17 protein-coding genes and 1 pseudogene are annotated in these 23,669 nt (G+C 75.2%); 8 read left to right on the top strand and 10 right to left on the bottom strand.

Annotated elements, in window-relative coordinates:
- The first annotated feature begins 121 nt into the window (after positions 1–121).
- From SAM23877_RS12970 to SAM23877_RS12955, 4 genes are all read left to right on the top strand, one after another.
- Positions 122–2,779 carry an alpha/beta fold hydrolase gene (locus SAM23877_RS12970; RefSeq protein ID WP_053131139.1) on the top strand — a complete coding sequence of 886 codons (2,658 nt, stop codon included), beginning with the start codon at positions 122–124 and terminating at the stop codon, positions 2,777–2,779.
- Positions 2,776–3,657: an ABC transporter permease gene (locus tag SAM23877_RS12965; RefSeq protein ID WP_053131136.1), complete on the top strand. Its 882-nt coding sequence runs from the start codon at positions 2,776–2,778 to the stop codon at positions 3,655–3,657. Before SAM23877_RS12970 ends, SAM23877_RS12965 begins: the two co-directional genes overlap by 4 nt.
- 289 nt (positions 3,658–3,946) lie before the next feature.
- The gene (locus tag SAM23877_RS12960) at positions 3,947–5,575 is read left to right on the top strand and encodes a vWA domain-containing protein (protein ID WP_053131131.1); all 1,629 of its coding nucleotides are present in this window, start codon (positions 3,947–3,949) and stop codon (positions 5,573–5,575) included.
- A gap of 166 nt (positions 5,576–5,741) precedes the next feature.
- Positions 5,742–7,670, top strand: a complete 1,929-nt coding sequence (locus tag SAM23877_RS12955) for an AMP-dependent synthetase/ligase (protein WP_053131116.1) — start codon at positions 5,742–5,744, stop codon at positions 7,668–7,670.
- Between the two features lie 84 nt (positions 7,671–7,754).
- On the opposite strand, the gene rdlB is transcribed toward SAM23877_RS12955, so the two are convergent.
- A complete protein-coding gene (gene rdlB / locus SAM23877_RS12950; protein WP_053131113.1) occupies positions 7,755–8,147 on the bottom strand; it encodes a rodlin RdlB in 393 nt (130 codons plus the stop codon).
- 260 nt (positions 8,148–8,407) lie between these two features.
- On the opposite strand from rdlB, the gene rdlA reads away from it, so the two are divergent.
- The 3 genes from rdlA (at position 8,408) to SAM23877_RS12935 (ending at position 10,224) form a co-directional block, all read left to right on the top strand.
- The gene (gene rdlA / locus SAM23877_RS12945; protein ID WP_053131110.1) at positions 8,408–8,800 is read left to right on the top strand and encodes a rodlin RdlA; all 393 of its coding nucleotides are present in this window, start codon (positions 8,408–8,410) and stop codon (positions 8,798–8,800) included.
- A 286-nt stretch (positions 8,801–9,086) separates the two neighbouring features.
- Entirely contained in the window at positions 9,087–9,314 is a 228-nt protein-coding gene (chpD, locus tag SAM23877_RS12940) for a chaplin ChpD (RefSeq protein ID WP_053131107.1), read from the top strand.
- 124 nt (positions 9,315–9,438) lie between these two features.
- Positions 9,439–10,224, top strand: a complete 786-nt coding sequence (locus SAM23877_RS12935; RefSeq protein ID WP_235614553.1) for a chaplin — start codon at positions 9,439–9,441, stop codon at positions 10,222–10,224.
- Between the two features lie 96 nt (positions 10,225–10,320).
- Here the strand turns inward: SAM23877_RS12935 and SAM23877_RS12930 are convergent, their stop codons facing one another.
- On the bottom strand, positions 10,321–11,622 hold the full coding sequence (locus SAM23877_RS12930; protein ID WP_053131100.1) for a carboxylate--amine ligase: 1,302 nt from the start codon (positions 11,620–11,622) through the stop codon (positions 10,321–10,323).
- A 164-nt stretch (positions 11,623–11,786) separates the two neighbouring features.
- On the opposite strand from SAM23877_RS12930, the gene SAM23877_RS12925 reads away from it, so the two are divergent.
- Positions 11,787–13,016, top strand: coding sequence for a glycoside hydrolase family 26 protein (locus SAM23877_RS12925; RefSeq protein WP_053131097.1), 1,230 nt, complete (start codon positions 11,787–11,789; stop codon positions 13,014–13,016).
- Between the two features lie 25 nt (positions 13,017–13,041).
- Here the strand turns inward: SAM23877_RS12925 and SAM23877_RS12920 are convergent, their stop codons facing one another.
- From SAM23877_RS12920 to SAM23877_RS12885, 8 genes and pseudogenes are all read right to left on the bottom strand, one after another.
- Complete coding sequence (locus SAM23877_RS12920) at positions 13,042–14,145, bottom strand: GNAT family N-acetyltransferase (RefSeq protein WP_053142412.1); 1,104 nt, start codon at positions 14,143–14,145, stop codon at positions 13,042–13,044.
- 98 nt (positions 14,146–14,243) lie between these two features.
- Positions 14,244–14,978: a YveK family protein gene (locus SAM23877_RS12915; protein WP_079030175.1), complete on the bottom strand. Its 735-nt coding sequence runs from the start codon at positions 14,976–14,978 to the stop codon at positions 14,244–14,246.
- Positions 14,975–16,135, bottom strand: coding sequence for a glycosyltransferase (locus SAM23877_RS12910; RefSeq protein WP_053131094.1), 1,161 nt, complete (start codon positions 16,133–16,135; stop codon positions 14,975–14,977). The genes SAM23877_RS12915 and SAM23877_RS12910 overlap by 4 nt, the downstream gene beginning before the upstream one ends.
- Position 16,136: 1 nt before the next feature.
- The gene (locus SAM23877_RS12905) at positions 16,137–16,826 is read right to left on the bottom strand and encodes a polysaccharide deacetylase family protein (RefSeq protein WP_053142409.1); all 690 of its coding nucleotides are present in this window, start codon (positions 16,824–16,826) and stop codon (positions 16,137–16,139) included.
- Between the two features lie 55 nt (positions 16,827–16,881).
- On the bottom strand, positions 16,882–18,795 hold the full coding sequence (locus tag SAM23877_RS12900; protein ID WP_425314755.1) for a lipid II flippase MurJ: 1,914 nt from the start codon (positions 18,793–18,795) through the stop codon (positions 16,882–16,884).
- Complete coding sequence (locus SAM23877_RS12895; RefSeq protein WP_079030174.1) at positions 18,792–20,315, bottom strand: O-antigen ligase family protein; 1,524 nt, start codon at positions 20,313–20,315, stop codon at positions 18,792–18,794. Before SAM23877_RS12895 ends, SAM23877_RS12900 begins: the two co-directional genes overlap by 4 nt.
- Before the next feature lie 5 nt (positions 20,316–20,320).
- Positions 20,321–21,763: an exopolysaccharide biosynthesis polyprenyl glycosylphosphotransferase gene (locus SAM23877_RS12890; RefSeq protein ID WP_053131090.1), complete on the bottom strand. Its 1,443-nt coding sequence runs from the start codon at positions 21,761–21,763 to the stop codon at positions 20,321–20,323.
- 404 nt (positions 21,764–22,167) lie between these two features.
- Positions 22,168–23,397 (bottom strand): annotated as a pseudogene (locus tag SAM23877_RS12885) (glycosyltransferase); the annotation flags it as partial.
- Positions 23,398–23,669 lie beyond the last annotated feature (272 nt).

Raw genomic sequence — 23,669 nt, 5'->3', positions numbered from 1 at the left:
GCCCGCAACCCGCCCTACCGCGCCCGCGGTACGCGGCACCGGCCGCGTACCTCCGTGGGAGGGGCGGAGGTTCGGCCCCCGGACTGCCCCGGTTGTCGGCGGCGGCCCGTACCGTTGACGCATGGATCTTCGACTGCCCCGCGTGCGAGGGCTGCTACGGGGGCCGCGGCGGATCGTCTGCGCCGCGGCCGCCGTCGTCGTGCTCGCCGGAGCCGGGACCTGGACGGCCGTCGCCGGAGACGACCCGCCCCCGGTGCACCGCGCCGACCGGACCCTGGCCGTGGGCGACGGGGTGCGCCTGGACACCTCGTACTTCACGGCGGGTTCCGGCGGCCGGCGCCCGGCCGTCCTGCTCGCGCACGGCTTCGGCGGCAGCAAGGACGACGCACGCGAGCAGGCGCAGAGCCTCGCCCGCGACGGGTACGCGGTACTGACCTGGTCGGCGCGCGGCTTCGGGAAGTCCACCGGGAAGATCGGGCTGAACGCGCCGGACGGCGAGGTCGCCGACGTGTCCCGGCTGATCGACTGGCTGGCCGAGCGGCCCGAGGTCCGGCTGGACCGGCAGGGCGACCCGCGCGTGGGCGTGGCCGGCGGTTCCTACGGCGGCGCCGTCGCCCTGCTGGCCGCCGGGCACGACGACCGGGTCGACGCCATCGCCCCCGCCATCACCTACTGGAACCTCGCCGACGCCCTCTTCCCGAACGGCGTCTTCAAGAAGCTGTGGGCCGGCCTCTTCGTCAACCTGGGCGGCGGCTGCGAGGAGCTCGAAGCCGCGCTCTGCCGGATGTACCAGCGGGTCGCCGAGCAGGGGGCGCCGGACGCGGAGGCGGTGGAACTCCTCGAGCAGCGCAGTCCGCAGGCCGTCGGCGACCGCATCGACGTGCCCACCCTGCTGATGCAGGGGCAGACCGACTCGCTCTTCCCGCTCGGGCAGTCCGACGCCGCCGCGAAGGCGATCCGGGCCAACGGAGCCCCCGTCGACGTCGACTGGGTCTCGGGCGGGCACGACGGCGGCGACATGGAGACGGACCGCGTCCAAGACCGCATCGGGGCGTGGTTCGACCGCTATCTGAAGGACGACGAGTCCACCGGCACCGGCCCCGCCTTCCGCGTCACCCGCACCCTCGGCGCCGGCAGCGGCGACGGAGAACCCCGCCTGGAGGGCGTGAGCGCCGACTCCTACCCCGGCCTGGCGAGCGAGCCGCGCGCCGTCGCGCTGCGCGGACGCGAGCAGCGCTTCGACAACCCGGCCGGCGCCAGTCCGCCCGCCGTCTCCGCCCTGCCCGGCATCGGCGGCTCCGGCGGCCTCTCCCGGCTCTCCTCGCTCGGCGTCGGCGTCTCCCTCGACTTCCCCGGCCAGTACGCCGCCTTCGAGTCGGCGCCCCTGGAGGAGGACCTCCAGATCACCGGCTCGCCGACCGCGACCGTCCACGTCCGGTCCACCCGCGACGACGCCGTGCTCTTCGCCAAGGTGTACGACGTGGGCCCCGGCGGCACCCAGCAGGTCCTCCCCGCCCAACTGGTCACGCCCCTCAGGGTGGAGGACGCCAAGGCCGGCAAGGACGTGACGATCACCCTGCCGGCCGTCGACCACCGGGTCGAGGACGGCCACCGGCTGCGCCTGGTCCTCTCCTCCACCGACCTCGGCTACGCCTCCCCGGCCGCCCCCGCCACCTACACGGTCTCCCTCGAGGGCGACCTGAAGGTGCCGACGGCACTCGGCGGGACCGGCCAGGTGGCCGGGCTGCCCGCCTGGGTCTGGTGGGCGCCCCTCGCGGGAGCGGCGGTGGCGGCGGCCCTGCTGCTGACGGCCCGCCGCCGCACCACGGCCCCGCCGCCCGACCCCGCGCTGGCCGGCGTGCCGCTCCAGATCACCGACCTGACCAAGCGGTACGCCAGGTCCAGCGACCGGTACGCGGTCCGGGACCTGTCCTTCCGGGTGGAGAAGGGCCAGGTGCTCGGCCTGCTCGGGCCCAACGGCGCGGGCAAGACGACGACCCTGCGCATGCTGATGGGCCTCATCACGCCCGACGGCGGCGAGATCCGCGTCTTCGGCCACGCCATCGCGCCCGGCGCCCCGGTGCTCTCCCGCGTCGGCGCCTTCGTCGAGGGCGCGGGTTTCCTGCCGCACCTGTCCGGCCGCGAGAACCTGGAGCTGTACTGGCGGGCCACCGGCCGCCCGCCCGGGGACGCCCACCTCGACGAGGCCCTGGAGATCGCCGGCCTCGGCGAGGCGCTCGCCCGCGCGGTGCGCACCTACTCCCAGGGCATGCGCCAGCGCCTGGCCATCGCCCAGGCCATGCTCGGCCTGCCCGACCTGCTGATCCTGGACGAACCGACCAACGGCCTGGACCCGCCGCAGATCCGCGAGATGCGCGAGGTGATGATCCGCTACGCGGCGGCCGGCCGCACGGTGATCGTCTCCAGCCACCTGCTGGCCGAGGTCGAGCAGACCTGCACCCACCTCGTGGTCATGGACCACGGCCGGCTGGTGCAGGCCGGACCCGTGGGCGAGATCGTGGGCTCCGGTGACACCCTGCTGGTGGGCACGACCGCGCCCGTCGACGCGCCCCTCGTCGAGAAGGTCGCCGCCCTGCCGGGCGTGGCCTCGGCCGTCCGCACCGACGAGGGCCTGCTGGTCCGCCTCGACACCGCCGCCGACGGCACGGCCCACCGCCTGGTCGCCGAACTCGTACGCCTGGACGTGCCCGTGGAGTCGGTGGGCCCCCACCGGCGCCTCGAGGACGCCTTCCTGACCCTGATCGGAGACCCGGCATGAGCACGCTGGCCGAACGCGCCGAGCCCGTCGGCCCCCGGGAGGTCGCCGAGGGCTACCGCGCGGGCCGCACGCTGCCCGTACGGGTGGAGCTGGTCCGGCAGCTCAAGCGGCGGCGCACGCTCGTCATGGGCGGCATCCTGTTCGCCCTGCCGTTCGTGCTGCTCGTCGCCTTCCAGGTCGGCGGCGGACCGGACGGAGGGAACAACCAGGTCAGCCTGATGGACTCGGCCACCGCCTCGGGGGCGAACTTCGCCGCGGTGAACCTCTTCGCCTCCGCGGGCTTCCTCCTCGTCGTGCCCGTCGCCCTGTTCTTCGGGGACACGGTCGCCTCGGAGGCGAGCTGGTCGTCGCTGCGCTACCTGCTCGCGGCGCCGGTGCCCCGGGCCCGGCTGCTGTGGTCCAAGCTGGTCGTCGCGCTCACCCTCAGCCTCGCCGCCATCGTCCTGCTGCCGCTGGTCGCACTCGCCGTCGGCACGGTCGCCTACGGCTGGGGACCGCTGGAGCTGCCCACCGGCGGCAGCCTGTCCACCGGCACGGCGGCCGAGCGCCTGGTCATCACGGTGGCGTACGTCTTCGTCTCGCAACTGGTCACCGCTGCCCTGGCGTTCTGGCTGTCCACCAAGACGGACGCACCGCTCGGCGCGGTCGGCGGCGCGGTCGGCCTGACGATCATCGGCAACGTCCTGGACGAGGTGACCGCCCTCGGCGACTGGCGGGACCTGCTGCCCGCGCACTGGCAGTACGCCTGGCTCGACGCGGTCCGGCCCCAACTGGACTGGACCCGCCTGATCCAGGGCACGTCGCTGTCGGTGACCTACGCCCTCGTGCTGTTCGCGCTGGCCTTCCGGGGGTTCGCCCGCAAGGACGTCGTGTCCTAGGACGGTCCCGCCGCACGCGGGCCGCCCCGCGGCCCGCGTGCGCGTCCCCGCCCTCGCCGGCGAAGCCGCCGGCCCGCCGACCGCCGGCCCGCCGCCCCGCCCGGCCCCCTGATCCCCCGCGTCCGCGCATGACGTCGCCCAGGTCACCGGAGGGTCACCCACCGGTCTCGGCCGCCCGCCGCCGTGCCCACTTCGAGACGCACCCGTGACGCCCCGTACCGCACGTTCCGCCCCGCCGCGCCGTCACAGTCACATGCACCGGCGTCAACGGAACCAGGGGGCACGGAAGATGAAGCGGTACCGGACACGAAGGCCGATCGGCGCGCTGCTCGCGCTCACGGCGGCGGGCGGCCTGCTGCTCACCGGCTGCCAGGGCGGTGACGACGCGCCGCAGGAGGCGAAGGACACCGCGGCCGACTCCCGGGGCGGCCCGGCCCCGCTCCCGGCGCCCGACGGCCCCCGCGGCGAGGGCGGACAGCGCTACGACGAAGGCACCCCCACGGGGGAGACCGGCGACTCCCGCGACGCCGCCCCCCACCCCGACCTCCTCTCCACCTTCGCCCTCGACGTCGACACCGCCTCCTACGGGTACGCCCGCCGCACCCTCTCCGAGGGCCGGCTGCCCGACCCGTCGACGGTCCGTCCCGAGGAGTTCGTCAACAGCTTCCGCCAGGACTACGACCGCCCCGGCACCGACGGCTTCTCGGTGACCGTGGACGGCGCCCGCACCGGCGAGGAGGGCTGGTCGCTGGTCCGGGTGGGACTGGCCACGCGGAGTGCGGAGCAGGAGGGCGAACGCCCGCCCGCCGCCCTGACGTTCGTCATCGACGTCTCCGGCTCCATGGCCGAGCCCGGCCGTCTCGACCTGGCCAAGGAGTCCCTCGGCACGATGGCCGACCGGTTGCGCGACGACGACTCGGTCGCGCTCGTCACCTTCAGCGACGAGGCCGAGACCGTGCTGCCCATGACCCGGCTCGGCGACCACCGCGACCGGGTCCACGACGCGATCGACGGCCTGGAGCCGACCGACTCCACCAACCTCGGCGCGGGCGTCGACACCGGCTACGCCACGGCCGTCGAGGGCCGCCGCGAGGGCGCCACCAACCGCGTCGTACTCGTCTCCGACGCCCTCGCCAACACCGGCGACACCGACGCGGACGCCATCCTCGAACGCATCGCGGACGCCCGCCGCGAGCACGGCATCACCCTGTTCGGCGTCGGCGTCGGCAGCGACTACGGCGACGCCCTGATGGAGCGCCTCGCCGACAGGGGCGACGGCCACACCACGTACGTGTCGGACACCGAGGACGCCCGCGAGGTGTTCTGCGAGCAGCTGCCCCGCCACATCGAGCTGACCGCCCGCGACGCCAAGGCCCAGGTCGCCTTCGACCCCGGGACGGTCGCCGAGTTCCGCCTCGTCGGCTACGACAACCGCCAGGTCGCCGACGACGACTTCCGCGACGACCGCGTCGACGGCGGCGAGGTCGGCCCCGGCCACACGGTCACCGCCCTGTACGCCGTCCGCGTCCGGCCCGGCGCCGACGGCCACCTCGCCACGGCCACCGTCCGCTGGCTCGACCCCCGCACCCGGGCCCCGCACGAGGAGTCCGGCGACGTGGAGACCGGCGGCCTCGACGACTCCGTCTGGGAGGCGGACCGCGGCCTGCGGGTCACGGCCACCGCCGCCTACTTCGCCGACGCGCTGCGCTTCTCCGGCCATGACGGCCATGACGGCCATGACGGCCATGACGGCCATGACGGCCACGAGGGCCACGAGGGCCGAGTCGGCTCCCTGCCGGGAGCACCGGACCTCGGCCGGCTCGCCGAGCACGCCGGGACGCTGGCCGACCGCACGGAGGACGAGGACGTCCGGCGCCTGGCCGAGGCGATCGCGACGGCGGACCGCCTGACGACCTGACGACCTGACGACCTGACGGTCTGACGGTCTGACGAGCTGGTGGCCTGGCACCCCGCGCCCGGGTTGACTCTTCCTTACGCTCAAGTAAGTTTACTCCGGAGTAAGTACGTGAGTACGTGGACAGAGCACGACAGCACCTCAGTCCGATCCGCGACCGGGAGCCGACATGGGCGTACGCAGGGACCTGAAACGGGCGAGAGGGCGCGGCGGCCTGACGTCCCGCACGACGACCGAGACCGTCAGGGACGAGAGCGGCACCGTCCGCGAGGCCCGCACCGCGCCCCTCGCCTCCCGCCCCACCACGGGCAGCACCGCCGACATCCCGTTCACCAACGCGGCCGAGGCCCCGGACGCGGTGGTCCTGCGCCGCGAGGTGGACGGCGTCTGGCAACCCGTCACCGCGGCGGAGTTCGCCCGCGAGGTGACCGCCGTGGCCAAGGGCCTGGTCGCCGCCGGCCTGGAGCCCGGCGGCCGGGTCGCCGTCATGTCCCGCACCCGCTACGAGTGGACGGTCCTGGACTTCGCCGTCTGGACGGCGGGCGGCCAGACCGTCCCCGTCTACGCCACCTCCTCCGCCGACCAGGTCGAGTGGATCGTCCGCGACTCCGGCGCCGCGCACGTCGTCACCGAGAACGCCGCCAACACCGCCACCGTCGTGGCCGCCACGGCCGCCCACCCCGAGCCCCCGCGCACCTTCGAACTCGACGCCGGCGCGCTCGCCGACCTCACCGCCCTCGGCCGGGACGTGAACGACGAGGAGGTCACCAAGCGCCGCACCGCCCTGACCCCCGACACGGTGGCCACCGTCTGCTACACCTCCGGCACCACCGGGCGCCCCAAGGGCTGCGTCCTCACCCACGCCAACCTGCACGCCGAGGCCGCCAACACGGTCGAGCTGCTGCACCCGATCTTCAAGGAGGTCACCGGCCAGACCGCCTCGACCCTCCTCTTCCTGCCCCTCGCCCACATCCTCGGCCGCACGATCCAGATCGCCTGCCTGCTGGCCCGCATCGAGATCGGCCACTTCCCGAGCATCAGGCCCGACGAGCTCCGCCCGGCGCTGAAGTCCTTCCGCCCGACCTTCCTCGTCGGCGTCCCCTACCTCTTCGAGAAGATCCACGACACGGGCCGCGCGACCGCCGAGAAGATCGGGCGCGGTGCCTCCTTCGAGCGCGCCCACCGCCTCGCCGTCCGCTTCGGCGCGGCGCACCTGGAGCGGTTCCTGGGCCGCGGCAAGGGCCCCGGCCCCGCCCTGTGGGCCGGCTGGGCCCTGTACGACCTGCTGGTCTACCGCCGGGTCCGCGCGGAGCTCGGGGGCCGGATGCGGTACGCCATCAGCGGCGGCTCCCCGCTCGAACGTGAGCTCAACCTGTTCTTCTACACCGCCGGGATCATGGTCTACGAGGGCTACGGCCTCACCGAGACGACCGCCGCCGCCACCATCGTCCCGCCGCTCGGCCCCCGCCCCGGCACCGTCGGCCCGCCCGTCCCCGGCACGTCCGTGCGCATCGCCGACGACGGCGAGGTGCTCGTCAAGGGCGGCATCGTCTTCGGCGCCTACCGGAACAACCCGGCGGCCACCGACGCCGTCCTCACCGACGGCTGGTTCGCCACCGGCGACCTCGGCTCCCTCGACGCCGACGGTTATCTCACCATCACCGGCCGCAAGAAGGACCTCCTGGTCACCTCCGGCGGCAAGAACGTCTCCCCGGCCGTCCTGGAGGACCGGCTGCGCAGCCGTCCGCCCGTCGCCCAGTGCCTCGTGGTCGGCGACAACCGCCCCTTCGTCGCCGCCCTGATCACCCTCGAACCCGACGCCGTCGCCCACTGGCTGGCGGTCCGGGGGCTGCCCGCGGACACCCCTATGTCGGAGGTGGTCCGGGACGAGCGGATGCGCGCCGACGTGCAGAAGGCCGTCGACCACGCCAACGCGGCCGTCTCCCGGGCCGAGTCGATCCGCGCCTTCCGGCTCGTCGAGGGCGAGTTCACCGAGGAGAACGGGCTGCTGACCCCCTCCCTCAAGGTGAAGCGGCACGCGGCGGTGGCGGCGTACGCCGAGGAGATCGAGGCGCTGTACGCGGCGCCGGGGCGCTGACCCGGGCGACGGCGCGCGGCCCGGCCCGCGGCATGCGAAAGGGGCGGGCCGCCGGTGCACCCGGCGGCCCGCCCCTCGCCGCTGTCAGCCCTCGCTGTTGGAGGACAGGATCGAGACGTCCTCCAGGAGGTGCGCCAGCGCGCCGTCACGCTTGGCCTGCGTGGAGTTCTCGGAGCACTGCTGGTTCATGTCGTCGCCCAGGACGTTGAGGTCCTGGATCGGGACGAGGCCGATGACGCTGACCGGAACGTCGCTGACGGCGAGGCAGGGCTTGTTGAAGGAGCCCTGGATGAGCGCCATCTGCGGGCTCATGTTGCCGTGGGTCGCCGAGTTGCCGAAGTACTGCGAGGCGCCGTTCCCGTTCGCGGAGACGGGCCCGCTGTCGTCGCCGATCGCCATCGCCTGCGGGGCCGCGGCAGCGGAGGCCCCCATGACGGAGGCGGCGATCGCCGCGTAGGCAACAACCTTCTTGATCACTGGCCAGTCCTTTCTGAGAAACCCCGTCCACCGGAGCCCTCTGGTCAACTCCTCGGGTGCAGTCGGGTTTCTCCCGTTCACTCCGTCGGCCGACAACGGGAAATGTGTACGTATCCCCGGGCCGCCGGGTATCCCGCCCCTCTTTCCAGGGCTTTTGAGATCCCGTGCGGGCCAACCGGGTGAACGCCCGCAACCAAACTCTCCGCACCGGGTTGATGAGGCCGTAGGACAGTGCGTCGCTACGACGAAAGGAACGCGAAGTGCTCAAGAAGGCAATGGTCGCCGCGGCGGCTGCCGCTTCTGTGATCGGCATGTCCGCTGCTGCCGCGCCCCAGGCGCTCGCCATCGGGGACGACAACGGACCGGCCGTGGCCAACGGCAACGGCGCCTCGTCGTCGTTCGGCAACTCGGCGACCGACGGCGACATGAGCCCCCAGCTCTCGCTGGTCGAGGGCACGCTGAACAAGCCGTGCGTCGGCCTCGAGGACATCAACGTCGCCGTGATCAACCTCGTCCCGATCCAGGACGTCAACGTCCTGGCGGACGACCTGAACCAGCAGTGCGACGACAACTCCACGCAGGCCAAGCGGGACGGTGCCATCTCGCACGTCCTGGAAGACCTGTCGGTGCTGTCGGCGAACGGCGAGGGCTGAGCCTCATCCCGCTCGGTCCGGGCGGCGCGCTGACCTCTCCGCGGGCCGCCCGGTCGCACGGGCCAGATTTTCGCCGGGCGAGCGGAACGACATCGTCGCTCTCCTGGGGGTACGGCCGTAACGGACTGTAGGGCATCCGAGTGAACATCTCGGCTTCCCACGTTCGGTAGTTTCCCCGGCCGTCAATTCCTCGTTTGCAGGCTGCAGGTCATGGTGCGAGCCATCAATGCTGTGCTCGCGCGGTTTCGGCCGTCATTCAGGCATGACCGCAGAGAAGGGAAAGTTCATGAAGAAGAGCGCTGCTGTCGTCGCGGGCGCGATCATGGCCCTCGGCATGGCCGCCCCGGCCTTCGCCGACGCGGGCGCCGAGGGTGCCGCTGTCGGCTCCCCGGGTGTCCTGTCCGGCAACGTGATCCAGGTCCCCGTGCACGTTCCCGTCAACGTGTGCGGCAACACGATCAACGTTGTTGGTCTGCTGAACCCGGCGTTCGGCAACGAGTGCGAGAACGACTGACGTCGTTCCGTACCGACCGGCTGCGTCACGGCCGGCCCTGGCCAACTCGTTTGGTTCGGGGCCGGCTTTTCCCCTTTCTGCAGCCCCATCTCCAGCCATCTCTACCAGCAGGAAGACAACGAGAGTGCGACAGACCCTCAGCAGGGGGATGGTCGCGGCAGCCGCCGCGACAGGCATCCTGTCCCTGTGCGGCAGCCCCGCCCTTGCCGACTCGCATGCGGACGGAACCGCCGCGAACTCGCCGGGCGTCGCGTCCGGCAACGCCGTCCAGGTCCCCCTCGACGTACCGGTGAACGCCTGCGGCAACACCGTCGACGTCATCGCCGCCCTCAACCCGGCGTTCGGCAACGAGTGCGAGAACAGCTCGGACCAGCGGGCCGGCGGTTCCGGCCACGGTACGGGCCAGGACGACGCCGGCTACGGCGGTGGACCCGGCGAGGACGTCCGGGTCCCGTCCGGATCCCACGCGAGCGGTGAGGCCGTGGGCTCACCCGGCGTCGGCTCCGGCAACAACACGCAGGTGCCGGTCGACGTGCCGGTGAACCTCTGCGGCAACACCGTCGACGTCGTCGCCGCCCTCAACCCGGTCTTCGGCAACTCCTGCGACCAGGCGGAGGAGGAGCCCCCGGGCTACGGCGAGGAGGAGCCGCCGCCCCCCACCACGCCGCCGACCGACGAGGAGCCGCCCCCGCCCGGTGAGGAGGAGAAGCCTCCGCCGCCGGCCGGTGAGGAGGAGCCTCCCCCGCCCGCGGGTGAGGAGGAGCCCCCGCCCACCCCGCAGGTGGAGGAGCCGCCCGTCCTCGCGGAGACCGGCAGCGCGGGCGCGCCGGTCGCCGCGGCCGCCGGTGCGGCGATGATCGCCGGTGGCGCGATCCTCTACCGCCGGAGCCGGGAGGCTGCCCGCCGCTGACCACCGGCGCTCCGCCGCCCGACGCCCCCGGCCGACCCGTACGGTCCGCCGGGGGCGCTGTGCTGCCCGCCCCCCCCGGGACGGCGGGCATGCCCGTCAGCGGCTGCCCGCCCTCTCGTCGTCCGGGCGGTCGGAACGGCCGGTGCGCCCGGCGGGTCCCGGGGCGGGGGCCTGGCGTACGACACGGGCCGCGGCCGGTTTCCCCGCGGCCGGACGGCCGCCCCCGCGGCGTACGCGGTCCAGCAGCCGGCCGGTCGCGTGCCGTCCCCACAGGGCCCACAGGGCCCGGCCCGGGGCGCGGTCGTCGGGGGCGTGCCAGGCCAGCTCGCGTCCGTCGGGGGCCGGCCGCAGGGCGCTCAGCGGCGCGTAGTTCTCCACCACGAAGGTCCGCCCCGGCCGCGGCGCCCCCTCCGGCAAGGCGCGGTGGGTCAGGTCCAGGTGCAGGGCGCGTACGACGTCCAGGCCCGCGGTGTCGGTGAACAGCCGGAACTGGGCGCCGGGGCGCGGGTTGAAGTCGAGCAGGTGATAGCGGCCCGTGGTGCCGCAACGGCGGAAGTCGAGGTCGAGGATGCCCCGGTAGCCCAGCTCTCCGGTGACCCGCTCGGCGAGCGCCTGCACCTGCGGGTTCGGCGTCCAGCGGCCGACCGCCGTCAGACCGGCGCCGCGCGGCCTGGCGCGGGTCTTGCGGCCGGGACCGCCCGCCCGGATCGCGCCCGAGCGGTCCGCGTACCCGTGGAAGAACCAGTCGCGGTCCGGCCCCGGCGGCAGGAACGCCTGGAGCAGCAGCCGGCTGCCCGCCTCCTCGGCCCGCCGGTACAGTTCCCGCGCCTCCTGCGCCGAACGCACCAGCACGGTGCTGCGCAGCCCGCCGCCCGGGGGGACGAGCCAGGGCCGGCTCCACTTCGCCACCACCGGCAGCCCCAGCCGCCAGGCGGCACGGGCGGCCTCGGCCTCGTCCTCCGGGACCAGGGTCTCGGGGTGCGGCAGGTCCAGGGACGCGCACACACCGGCCAGCTCCGCCTTGTCGGCCACCCGCTCGGCCAGCGCGCCGGACAGCTCCGGCAGCAGGTACACGGGCGACAGCTCCGCCCGCAGCCGCGCCACCGCGACGGCACACGCGTCGTCCATCGGGATCAGTACGGCGGGACGCGCGACGCGCGCGGCGACGCGGCGCAGGGCCGCCGCGAGGTCGGCGGGCGACGCACCGGGCGGCGGGGGAGTGTGCAGCCCGCTCACGTAGCGGGAGGCGCGGACCGGACTCCGGGAGCAGTCGGCGACCACGTGCACGTCCACGCCCGCGCGGCCGAGGGAGCGCACGGCACCCAGCGTTCCGTGGTGGAAGGGATTGCGGTCGATCCGCAGCAGGACGGCGGGGACACGGGTGTCGAACAACGGCACGGGTTTTTTCCTTCGTTCTTCGCTTCGGCTCACCGGGGCGGGCGATCGGCACACTCGAAAGCCGTAACGGCGGTGGCGTGATGGCATTTCATATGACTGAGTGTCAGTAGGCATTCAGTAGAAATTCAGAAGGCATGAGAAAAAGGCGAGGAAAGGAGCCGGACATGGCCGTACGGCAGTCACGGACCCGGACCGGACGGCCGGCGCGCGTCGCCGCGGTGCTCGCGGCGGCGGCATTCCTGGCCGCGTGCCCGGGGGTCGCCGTCGGCGACCCCGTGCCGCCCGCGCCCGCCCCGCCCGCGCCGGCCCCCGCCGTCCCCGCCCCGGCGCCCGCCGCCGCCCCCGCGTTCGGCGCGTACCTGGACTACGGTCCGCGCGGCGTGGCCAGGATGGCCGAGCTGAGCCAGTGGCTGGGCGACGCCGAACTGCGCGTCGGCCACACCTATCTGCCCGGCGACCGCTGGAGCAACATCGAGGGCGCCCCCGGCTTCCTCGACGTGTGGGCCGACTGGCGCACCCGCAAGGCCGACCGGATGCTCGTCCTCAACGTGCCCATGATGGAGCGCAACGAGGAGGGCGTCGACGACGACGAGGTACGGGAGCTGCTCCGCCGGGGAGCCGCCGGACACTTCGATCACCACTTCAGGGCCCTCGCCGAACGGCTGGTCGAACTGGACGTGCCGGACACGGTCCTCGTGCTCGGCTGGGAGATGAACGGCACCACGTACACCCACCGTTGCGGGCCGGACCCGGAGGCCTGGAAGACGTACTGGAACAGGATCGTCACCGCCATGCGGTCCGTGCCGGGCCAGAAGTTCCGGTTCGACTTCACGCCCAGCCGCGGCCGGGACGCCGTGCCCTGGACGCAGTGCTATCCGGGGGACGACACGGTCGACATCATCGGCATGGACTCCTACGACCAGCCACGCGGAATGGCGTTCGACGAACAGGTGAAGGAACCCTTCGGGCTCCAGGCGCACGTGGACTTCGCCAAGGCCCACGGAAAGCCCCTCTCCTATCCGGAATGGGGGCTGTTCCGCAACGGCGACAACGCCGAGTACATGCGGCGCATGCTGGCCTGGATGGACGAGCACCGGCCCGTCTACAACACGCTCACCGACTACTGCCCGCACGGCGTGTGGCAGTGCGACGACAACCCCCGGTCGACCGCGGTGTACCGGTCCGTGCTCTTCGGGCGCACCGACGAGCCGGCGCCGACGGCCCCGGAGCCGACCGTGCCCGCCACGCCCACCGCACCGCCCGTGCCCGCGGTGCCGCCCACCGAGCCCCGGCCCCAGGCCGGCTGCTCGCCGCTGGAGCTCGGTGACTGGGTCGAGCACTGGCTCGGCGGGAAGCTCTGCATGCGCCTCGACTGGTACTCGCGCAGCAGGTAGCGGCACGCGGCGGCGGCGGGGCAGGTCAGGACCTGCCGCCGCCGCCGTCACCGCCGCCCTCCCTCTGCTCCCGCCGCCGGTGCAGCAGTTCCTTGCCCCGTCGGCGCGCGGCGACGTCGCAGAGGGCGGCCGCCAGCAGCGGGGCCGTGCGCCGGCGGGCGAGCAGCAGCCGCTGGTTGCGCACCGGCTCCGGACGCCAGTGGTGCTTGTACGGCTCGTCGCCGCGCAGCAGGCTCAGCGTGCCGCGCCCCGGGGCGCGGGTGTGCTCGGCACAGGCGTCCAGCAGCATCACCGCCACGTCCGCCTTCCGCTCCCGCAGCCGGGGATGGGCGCCGTACAGATAACCGCCGGCCAGCCGCCGGGACAGCAGCGTCACGTCCACGGCCACCACCTCGCCGTCCATCCGGAACTCGGTGACCACCGCGTCCCCCGACCGCACCATCGGCCCCACCGCCCGCACCAGGTGCTCGCGGAACCGCGTCCGCAGGTGCTCGCCGGTCACCTTCCGGCCCCGCCACTGCAACAGGTGCAACTCCAGCAGCCGGTGCAGGGCCGCGTCCACCTCACCGGGGGGCACGGTGCGGCTCCCGACACCCAACGCGTCCAGCCTGCGCAGCTTGGCACGCACCCGCTGCTGTGCCTTGGCCGAGGGCAGCCGGGCGACCAGCTCGTCCATCGGTACGGCAGGCAGCTCCAGGCAGAGCGAGTCGGGCACCCGGCGCCGGGGGCCGCTCCAGTGGTCGTAGACGCGTTCGGCGGCGGCGCCCGGACGCACCTCGCGCAGGTCGATCAGCGCGGTGCGGGCCGCCGCGCCCAGCGCCCCGGTGAGCGCGGCCACCGCGCCCTCGCCGCGCTCGTCGTCCAGCAGGACGTCCCCGTAGTCCGAGATCGCCCCGCCCAGCGGCACCAGCGCCGGCACCGGGTGGCGGACCCGCATCAGCGGTGCGGCGGCGACCAGTTCGCGCCCGTCGCGGGCCAGCAGCAGCCGCAGCCGGCCCGGGCCGCCGTAGGAGCGCCACCACGAGTGCAGCCAGGCGTGGCTCTGGAAGGGGGTCGCGGCGGCACACCGCCGGTACAGCCGGCCCCAGTCGGCGGCCAGCTCGGTGAAGCCGCGTTCGTCGGTGACCAGTTCGGCCGTGTACGCCGGGGCGGGCGACGGCGTGAGCGGCGGCGTGAGCGGCGCCCGGGACGAGACGGTGGTCGTGGCCGGGCCCGCCGCCTGGTACGTCACAGCCGGCCGCGGACGTCGGCCGCCGCGGCGGGGCCGGGCACGGCCGCCCCCGCGCGACCGGGTCCCCGCGCGGACCGCCGGGGCCGCACCAGCAGAGCCAGCCCGCCCAGCAGTCCCCCCGCGCTCGCGCCGACCAGCGCGGTCACGCCGGACGACGCCGAGGACGCCTCGGTGGGCTCGGTGGCGCGCGCGAACTGGCGCAGTTCCACGTGGGTGTCGTCCGCGGCGGCGTCCGCGTGCCGGGTCAGCGCGCCGGCGACGGCGTTGGCCATGTCGGCGGCCTCGCCGGGGCGGGAGGAGGTGGCCGCCACCGAGACCACCGGCGCGTCCGGCGAGGTGGCCGTGCGCACGCTCTCCCGGAGCGTGGCCACCGGCACGTCCGCCCACATCTGGGCGTCCCCGAGCACCGCGAGCTGCGTGGCGACCCGGCCGTAGGCCTGCGCGAAGCCCAGCGCGGACGCCGGGTCGGACTTGTCGGTGGGCACGGCGACGACGTAACTGGTCGCCGTGTACCGCGGGGCGGTGACCAGGCCGTAGGAGGCGCCGAGCAGACCGCCGGCGAGGACGCCGGCCGCGAGCGGGGTCCAGGGGGGCAGGGCGCGGACGCGGCGCAGGGCGGGACCCAGCGCGGTACGGGGGTGGGGGCGGGCGGGCCGGTCCGCCCGGTCCGCGGTGTTCTCCGCGTACGCGGCGCCGGATTCGGCCGGGGTCTGGGTGAGGGGCTCGGTCATGCGGAACTGACTCCCTGGGGTACCGGGGACAACGGGTGCGTGAGGGTGGCCGCGTACACGTCCATCAAGCGGGCGGCGCTGCGCGTGACGCAGTAGTGGCGGGCGGCCTCGGGCACGGTGCGCGGGCCGGGACCCGGACCGCCGTCGGCGCGGACCTCGGCGAGGGCGCGGGCGAACTCCTCGTCGCCGCCGGTGACGTGCCGGGCCGAGGGCGCGCTGCCCGGGGGCAGGTCCTCGATCGCCGGGCAGGAGGCGTGCACCACCGGCAGCCCCGACGCGAGCCCCTCCACGGCCGCCAGGCCGAAGGCCTCCTCCGCCGACGGCGAGGCGAGGACGTCCATGGCCGAGGCGAGCGAGGGCAGGTCGGGGCCCGGGGAGCCGTCGGGCAGGTAGGGACGTTCGCCGGTGAGCAGGACGCGGTCGGCGACCCCGGCCTCGTGGGCGGTGCGGCGCAGGGTGTGCTCCTGCGGGCCACCGCCGACGAGCAGCAGCCACCAGTCCTCCGGGAGCCGGGCCAGGGCGCGGACCAGCACGTCGAACCGCTTGCCCGGCGTCAGCCGGCCGACCCCGCCGACGACGTACGCGCCCTCCGGCAGGCCGAGGCGGCGGCGGGTGCGCAGGCGGGCGACCGGGTCGAAACGGAAACGGGCCAGGTCGATGCCGTTCGGGACGACCTCGATGCGGGGCGCGGGTACGCCCCAGCGCCGCAACCGGTCGGCGACGGTGGGGGAGACGGCGACCGTGGCGCTGCCCAGCCGCTCGCCGGCCAGGTACAGGGCGCGGACGCCCGGGGTGAGCGGGCGGCCCTCCATCTGGGAGTCGCCGAGGGAGTGTTCGGTGGCCACGATCGCCCGGACGCCGGCCAGCCGCGCGGCGAGGCGGCCGTAGACGCAGGCGCGGTACAGGTGGGTGTGCACGAGGTCGTAGCCGCCGCGGCGGATGAGCCGGGTCAGTCGGGGCAGCGCGGCCAGGTCCCGGTTGCCGGCCATGCCGAGGTGGACGACGTGCACGCCGTCGGCCAGCAGCCCCTCGGCGACCGGACCCGGGTTGGTGAGCGTCACCACGTCGCAGTCGACGGGCAGGTGGCGCAGCAGCAGCCGCAGTTGCTGCTCGGCGCCGCCCACCCCGAGGCCGGTGATGACGTGCAGTGCCTTCATCTCAGACCTCCGCGCAGGAACGGCGGCGCAGGCGGTGCAGCCGGGTCTTCAGCAGCAGCCGTACGGCCCCGTCGCTCTGCCCGACGTGCACCCGCGGCAGGGCGTGCGGGCCGGTCAGCGGGCCGGGGTCGATGGCGCAGGCGTACGCGTATCCGGCGGCCCGTACGGCCTCGGCGGCGCGGGCGTCGACCGTGCCGTACGGGTAGCAGAAACCGGTGACCGGAGCGCTGATCACATCAGAGAGCAGCGCTCTGCTCTCGGCGGTCTCGGCCTTCAGCGTGGCGTCGTCCGCCTCGGTCAGGTCGATGTGGGTGAGCCCGTGCGAGCCGATCTCGACGCCCTCCGCGGCGGCGTGCCGGATGCCGTCGGCGGTCAGCAGCGGCTTGCGCGGACCCAGCGGGTCCCAGGCGTTGTCGCCGCCGAGCCGGCCCGGCAGTACGAAGAGGGTGGCCCCGCACCCCCAGCGGCGCAGGCACGGCAGGGCGTGCTCGACGAAGTCGGCGTACCCGTCGTCGAAGGTCAGGCCGACCAGCCCGCGGCCACCGCCCCGGGCCCGGGCGGCCAGCAGCTCGGCGACCGGCACGCCGCGCAGTCCGCGCCGCCGCAGCCAGCCGAGCTGTGCGTCCAGGCGATCGGGTGTGACCGTGATGCCGTACGGGTCGGCCGAGCGGTCGCCGACGGAGTGGTACATCGCCACCCAGGGGACGGTGCGCAGGCGCGTGCGGACGCCGCCGCGTGCGGCGGCGTCAACGGGGCCGACGGAACCGACGGGACCGACGGAGGCGGGAACGGAGGCGGAAGCTGAAGCGGCCATGCGGAAGCCTTCGTGAGACGGAGCGGGGGACGGGAGGGAGGCGGAGGCGGCGGAGGAGGCTGCGGAGGCGGGGGGAACCGAGGGACGCGAGGGCGGGGGCGACACCCGGGACGCCCAGGGCCAGGCCCAGGACGACGAAGACCCCGCCGACGGCCGCCGCACCGGCGGCGAGGGACACGGCGGGCCCGTCGAACCCGGCCGCGACCGCCGCGCCCGCGAGGGTCGCCCCGGCCGCCGCCAGCGCCGACCTGCCCAGCTCGCCGAAGACGCGCCGGACGCGGACCGGGACACTGCGCGGGCCCATCCCGGTGAGCAGCAGGACGGCGGTGACGGTGATGCCGGCGGCGTTGGCGGCGGCGATGCCGGTCACGCCCCACGGACCCACCGCACAGGCGCCGATGGCGGCGGTGGCGGCGATGCCGGCGGCCATGGCACCCAGCGGGTACCAGCTGGCGCGGCCCGCGGAGAAGTAGGAGCGGGCGAGCGCGCCCACCACGGTCTGGCCGAGCAGCCCGAGGGCGTACACGCGCATGACGTTCGCGGTGACCGTCGTGTCGGCCGCCGTGAAGGCGCCCCGCTGGAAGAGGAGTTCGATCATCTGCGGCGCGCAGGCGACGACCGTGGCCGCGCCCAGCAGCACCAGGCAGGCCGCCAGCGCCACGTCCCGCTCGACACGGTCGCGGGCCCGCTCGGTGTCGCCGTCGGCCAGGGCCCGGGCCACCACCGGGAAGGTGACCGTGCACAGCATCAGCGACAGCGTCATCGGGATCTGGGCCACCTTCTGCGCGTAGTTCAGGTGCGAGATGGCCCCGGACGGGAGCCCGGAGGCGAGGAAGCGCTCGATGAGGACCTGGGTCTGGCGGCACAGGGCGAAGAGCAGGACGGTGGCGAACAGGGCGAGGGCGAGGGGACGTGCCTGGTCGGACGCGGTCGCCCGCGCCGTGCCGGCCTCGTCCCGGCGCCGCAGCCGGCGCAGCAGCGACGGCAGCTGCACCGCCACCATCAGGAAGCCGCCCGCCGCGACCCCGACCGCCGCCGAGCGCACCCCCCAGCGCCCGCCGAGCAGGAACATCGAGGTGATGATGCCGGTGTTGTAGGCGACGTAGATCGCGGCCGGCGCCAGGAACCGGCGGTGCGCCCGCAGGGCCGCGCTGCAATACCCGGCGAGACCGAAGGTGAGCACGCAGGTGGCGGTGAGCCGGGTGCAGTCCACGGCGAGGGCGTGGTCGGGCAGACCCGGTGCCAGGGCCCGGACCAGCAGCGGCGCGGTGACGACGACCAGCGTGCCGGCCGCGACGAAGGCCAGGGCCAGCCGGGGCAGGGTCGAGGCGACCAGCGCGCGGACCGGGTCGCCGGGGGCGCCCTGCGCGCGGTGGGCGAGCGCCAGGCTGAACATCGGGACCAGCGCGAAGGCCAGCCCGTCCTCGATCAGCAGCGTCGCCGCGAACTCCGGGACCGTCCACGCCACCAGGAAGGCGTCCGTCTCGCTGCCGGCCCCGAACAACCGGGCCAGCGCCTGGTCCCGGGCCAGCCCGAGCACCGACCCGGCCACCGACAGCACGGCCGTGAGCAGCGCGGCCCGGGCGAGGAAGCTTCCGGAGGAACGCCCTTCGGGGGTGGGGGCGGCGGTGGGGGCGGGGGCGAGGGCTGAGGAAGGCGTGGGTGCAGGTGCAGGTGCGTCCGTCGGCGCCTTCGGCGGTGCCTTCGTCGGTGTCGGTGTCGGCGTCGGCTCGGCCGAGGCCCCGCTCGTCGCCGCGCCCGAGGGGGCCGCGTCCGGCGCGGGCGTGGTGATCCTGGCCGACGGGACGGACGCCCCGTCGGCCGCGCGCAGCGGGGTCGGCTTCACCGGACCGGCACCTCCTCCGTGCCGGGCTCCGCGCCGGTTCCCGCCCCGACTCCCGGTCCCGCTTCCGTACCGGCCATGGGCTTCGCTTGCGTTCTCGTACCGGCCATGGGCTTCGCTTGCGTTCCCGTACCGGCCACGGGTTCCGCTTCCGTTCCCGTACCGGCCACGGGCTTCGCTTCGGTCCCCGCCCCGGCCACGGGTTCCGCTTCCGTCCCCGTTCCCGCCCCGGGGCCGAGCGCCCACCAGGCAGCCAGGCCGAAGCACACCGCCGTCAGCACGGTCGAGGGCCCGCCGATGTCGGCGTACGCGAAGTCGGTCAGCTGCCACACCAGCAGCCCGCAGGCGACCAGCCTGCAGTCCGTCCCGGTCCGCCGGGTGCGCCGTACCGCACGGAGCCGGCGCAACCCCAGGACGAGAAGCGCCAGCCAGCTCCCCGCGAGCGCGAGCAGCCCGATGAGCCCCTGCTCCGCCAGCACCAGCAGGTACATGTTGTGCGGGGACAGCAGCGGCTGCCTGTGGTACCCGGCGCCGACGCCGTCCGTCTCGCTGCCCGAGGACAGCGCCAGTGAGGCGTGTCCGTCCCGGTGCTCCGGGAAGCCCTTGAGGCCCACGCCGGTCAGCGGACGCTCACGCCACATGCCGACGGCCGCCTCCCACATCGTGTAGCGGTCGGTCACCGACTGGTCGGGGGCGTCCGCGACCTGCGTGATGCTGCCGACCCGCTCCTGGAGCATCGCCGTACCGAGCCCGAACCCGCCCACCAGCACCACGCCCGCCGCGACCGCCGCCGCCCCCACCGCCAGCGCCCTGCGCACCCCGGAGAGCAGCAACTGCGCCGCGCAGGTCACCGCCGTGGCGATCCACGCGCCGCGGCTGAAGGACAGGGCGAGCGGCAGCAGCAGGGCCAGTGCGCACCCGGCCGCCAGGGCGCGCCGGCGGGCGGGCGCGTGACCCAGCGCCAGCCCGACCGCGCAGACCAGCCCCAGGGAGACGACGGTCGCCATTCCCATGACGTCCTGCGGCCCGAAGGTGCCCACGGCCCGGATCTGCTCGCCCTGGTACGAGGCGCCGGTCCCGGTGGCGTACTGGTGCACACCGACCGCCCCCTGCCACAGCCCCAGGCCCACCATCGACCGGGCGAGCAGCCGTACGTCGCCCCGGTCGCGGATCAGCAGCAGTACCGCGGCGGGGACGAGGACGAAGACCTGGAGGTAGCGGCCGAGTCCGGTGATCCCGGCCCCCGGCGACACCGCGCCCGTGGCGGCGAAGGCCAGCCCCAGCACCGGCAGGCCCAGCACCACGGCCGCCGCACGGGACAGGGGGCGCCGCCGGTCCCGTACCAGGCGCAGGACGCAGTACAGCACCACCAGCGCGGAGACCGCGTCGGCCGGATGCGCACCGCCCCCGCCGTCCGCGGCGACCGGCAGGGCGAGCAGCGCGACGACGGCGACCACGGCGAGGACGGGCGGCAGCCGCGAGGCGCGCGCGGCGGACCACGGGGGCGGGACGGGACTGCTCACGCGGCTCAGCTTCCGGTCGGGCGGACGAGTGCCACGGCCGTGCGCAGCAGGATGCACACGTCCTGCCACAGGGACCAGTCGTCGATGTAGGCGTTGTCGAAGCGGGCCCGGTCCTCGATGGAGGTGTCACCGCGCAGCCCGTGGATCTGGGCCAGGCCCGTGATCCCGGCCGGCACCCGGTGACGGGCGGCGTAACCGGGGTGGGCCTGGCTGAACTGCGCCACGAAGTACGGGCGTTCGGGCCGCGGCCCGACCAGGCTCATGTCGCCCCGGAAGACGTTCCACAGCTGGAGCAGCTCGTCCAGGGACGTGCGGCGCAGGAAGCGGCAGAACCACGGCATCCGGCGTTCGTCCGCCACGCTCCACCGGGTCGCCGACTCGTGCTCGTCGGCCGGGCGGTGGGTGCGGAACTTCAGCAGCGTGAACGGCCTGCCGTCCTTGCCGACGCGCTCCTGCCGGAACAGGACGCCCGGACCGCTGATGATCCGCAGCACCGCCGCGCAGGTCAGCAGCAACGGGCTCAGCAGCAGCAACAGCGCCCCGGAGACCGTCACGTCCAGCACCCGCTTGCCGGCGCTGCGGGGCCGCCGCGAGCCGGACTCCAGAGGTCGGCAGGGGAAGCCGGCGAGCCGGTCCGGGCCCGCGTGCGAGGGGACGTCCGGGTCGACCTCCCACACCGCGCAGCCCGACTCGGCCAGCGCCCGCAGCAGGGGGCCCCGCGAGGCCCGTACGGACGGGTCCACGGTCAGCACGTCGCGCACGCCGTTCTGCACGACGGCACGCCGCACCTCCTCGCTCGTGGTCAGTACGGGCAGCGCCGTGGCCCCGCCCGGGTCGTCGGCGACGATCCCGACCGGGCGCACCCCGCAGCGCGGGTGGCGCAGGACCGCCGAGGCCACGCGGTGCGCGGTGGCCGCGGGGCCCATGACGAGGGCCGCGCGCGGTCGGTTCAGCAGCTCGGTACGGCGCCGCCGGTGCACGACGCCCCGGCCCGCGCAGCCGGCCGCCGCGTGCAGGAGGAAGCCGAGGAGCAGGGTGCGGGCGGACAGCGCCTGCGGCGGGGCGTACGCCGCGACGAGCGCGGCCAGCGCCAGCCAGACCACCGCGATACGGCCGCACAGCGCGGGCAGGTCGTCCAGTACACCCGGCAGGCGCCGGGGCGGGTGCGGGCGCAGCAGCAGCGCCCCGGCCACCAGGAGGGCCGTGAGCAGCGGCTGGTGCGGGGCGCCGGTGAGGACCAGCGAGCCCGGCAGGGCCGCCGCGCCGTCCGCGACGAGCAGCGGCAGCGGGGAGTCCGGCCGACGCGGGGAGCCGGACCGCGGCGCGGGCCGCCCGGCGGGGAACCGGAAGCCCGCCGCGCCGGTGCGCCGCGGCAGCACCGACACGGGGGAGGAGCCGAGGTCGCGCGGCTGGCCGGCGGGGTTGGGGACGGTGCGTTCCGCGGTCACGGGTGGGTGGGCTCCCTGTACTCGATGGGCGCGGCGCCGGCCCGCCCCCCGGCTGCGGCCCCGTCACCGGGGAGGCAGGACGCGGCGGGCGCCGGCCGGGTGCCGGGGAGGTCGGACACGGGGGATGCGGGCCGGCTGCCCCGGAGGCGGGATTCGGCGGGTGCCGGCCGGGTGCCCCGGGGGTGAAGCTCGGCCGGTGTGCCGGGGAGGTGGGGCTCCGTGCGGGCCGGCCGGGTGCCGGGGAGGTGGGGTTCGGCGGGCGTCCGGGGGACGGAGGCGGGACGTTCCGCGGGGGCCGGGCCGCTGCCCTCACGAGGGTGCGCCGGAGGGCTCGGTCTGCTGTCGGGGTGGTGCGGCGCGGGCGCCGGCGGTCGGCCGCCGTGGACCGTGAGCGGCCCGGTCGTCGCGCCCTCGGCGACGAGGAGGCCGTCGTAGAGCGCCGCGACCGCCGCGGCCGTGTGCCGTACGTCGTGCGTGGACCGCACGTGCGCGCGCCCCCGGCGGCCGAGCGAGGTGCGCAGCGGAGCGTCGAGCAACAGCCGGGCGACGGCATCGGCCAGCGCCGCCGGGTTCTCGGGCGGCACCACGCAGTGCGGCACGAGGGCGGGCGGCAGGCTCTCCCGGGCACCGTCCACGTCGGTCACCACCACGGGCCGCCCACAGGCCATCGCCTCCAGCGGGGCCAGCGCCATGCCCTCCCAGCGCGACGGCAGGACGACCAGGTCGGCGGCCCGGTACCAGGGGACGGCGTCCACGACGGCACCCGTGAACAGCACGGAGGCCGGTCCGCTCTCCCCGGGGTGGCCGTCCCCCGGCCCGGGCGGGGCCGGCCGGCCCGCCGAGGCCCGCTCGGTGAGCCGTGCCCGGTCCGGACCGTCGCCGACCAGCACCAGCCGGGCCCCGGGGACGCGCGCGAGGACCGACTCCCAGGCGGACAGCAGGACGTCCTGCCCCTTCTGCCGGCACAGCCGCCCCACGCAGACCACCAGCGGGGCGTCCGGGCCGGCCGTCCCCGCGTCGACCACCAGCGGGGCGTCCGGGCCGGCCGTCCCCACGTCGACCAGCGGCGCCTGCTCGGCCACGTCGTCCGCACCGAAGCGGTCGAGGTCGATGCCGTTCGGGATCACGGACCAGCGGGCGCGCACCCCGGCCCGCGCTCCCCGCAGCCGCTCCGCCTCACTGACGCACACCGTCCGCGCCGCCCACCGCGCCCCCCACCGCTCCCAGCCGAGCGCCAGGGCCGCGGCGGCCCCGTCGACCGCCTCGAACGACCAGGCGTGCGGGTGGAACACGGTCGGGACCCGCCCGCGTACGGCGAGCCGTCCCGCCAGACCGGCCTTCGCGCTGTGCGCGTGCACCAGGTCGGGCCGGACCTCCCGGACCACCCGGGCGAGCCGCCGTACCTCGGGGAACAGGGCCGGACCCGGCGACCGCGTCGCCGGCCAGTGCCGCACGTCGGCGCCCAGCGACCGGAGCCGGTCCGCGAGGTCCCCGTCGGGACAGGCGACCGCGACGCGCAGACCGGCGGCGAGCTGAGCCCGCGTCAGGTCCGCCACGACACGGGCGACTCCGCCTTCGACCGGCTGGGTGATGTGCAGAACCCGTGGCCGGGACTCGGTCGGTGGCAGGTGCATACGCGTTTCCTCGCTCACGGAAAATGCTCGGGACGGGCGGGAACGCGTCTCATCGCAGGCGCCGACCGCGACGCGGCGTACACCGGCGCACGCCGCGTCCTACGGGGAAACGAGCCGGAAGTCCGGCTGGTCACCGCCACGTTCGGAGTTCTCGGAGAGTGCCCTCGGCCGAAGTCCCGCAAGTGGTGCAACAGGGATGCGTCAGATGGTGCGGAACTCTAGCCGCTATCCGTACTAATACGGTGAAACCGGGTAAGTGTGTCGGATCCGTG

This window comes from Streptomyces ambofaciens ATCC 23877 (assembly GCF_001267885.1).
Classification (GTDB): Bacteria; Actinomycetota; Actinomycetes; order Streptomycetales; family Streptomycetaceae; genus Streptomyces; species Streptomyces ambofaciens.
This window is presented reverse-complemented; position numbering and strand designations above follow the sequence as displayed.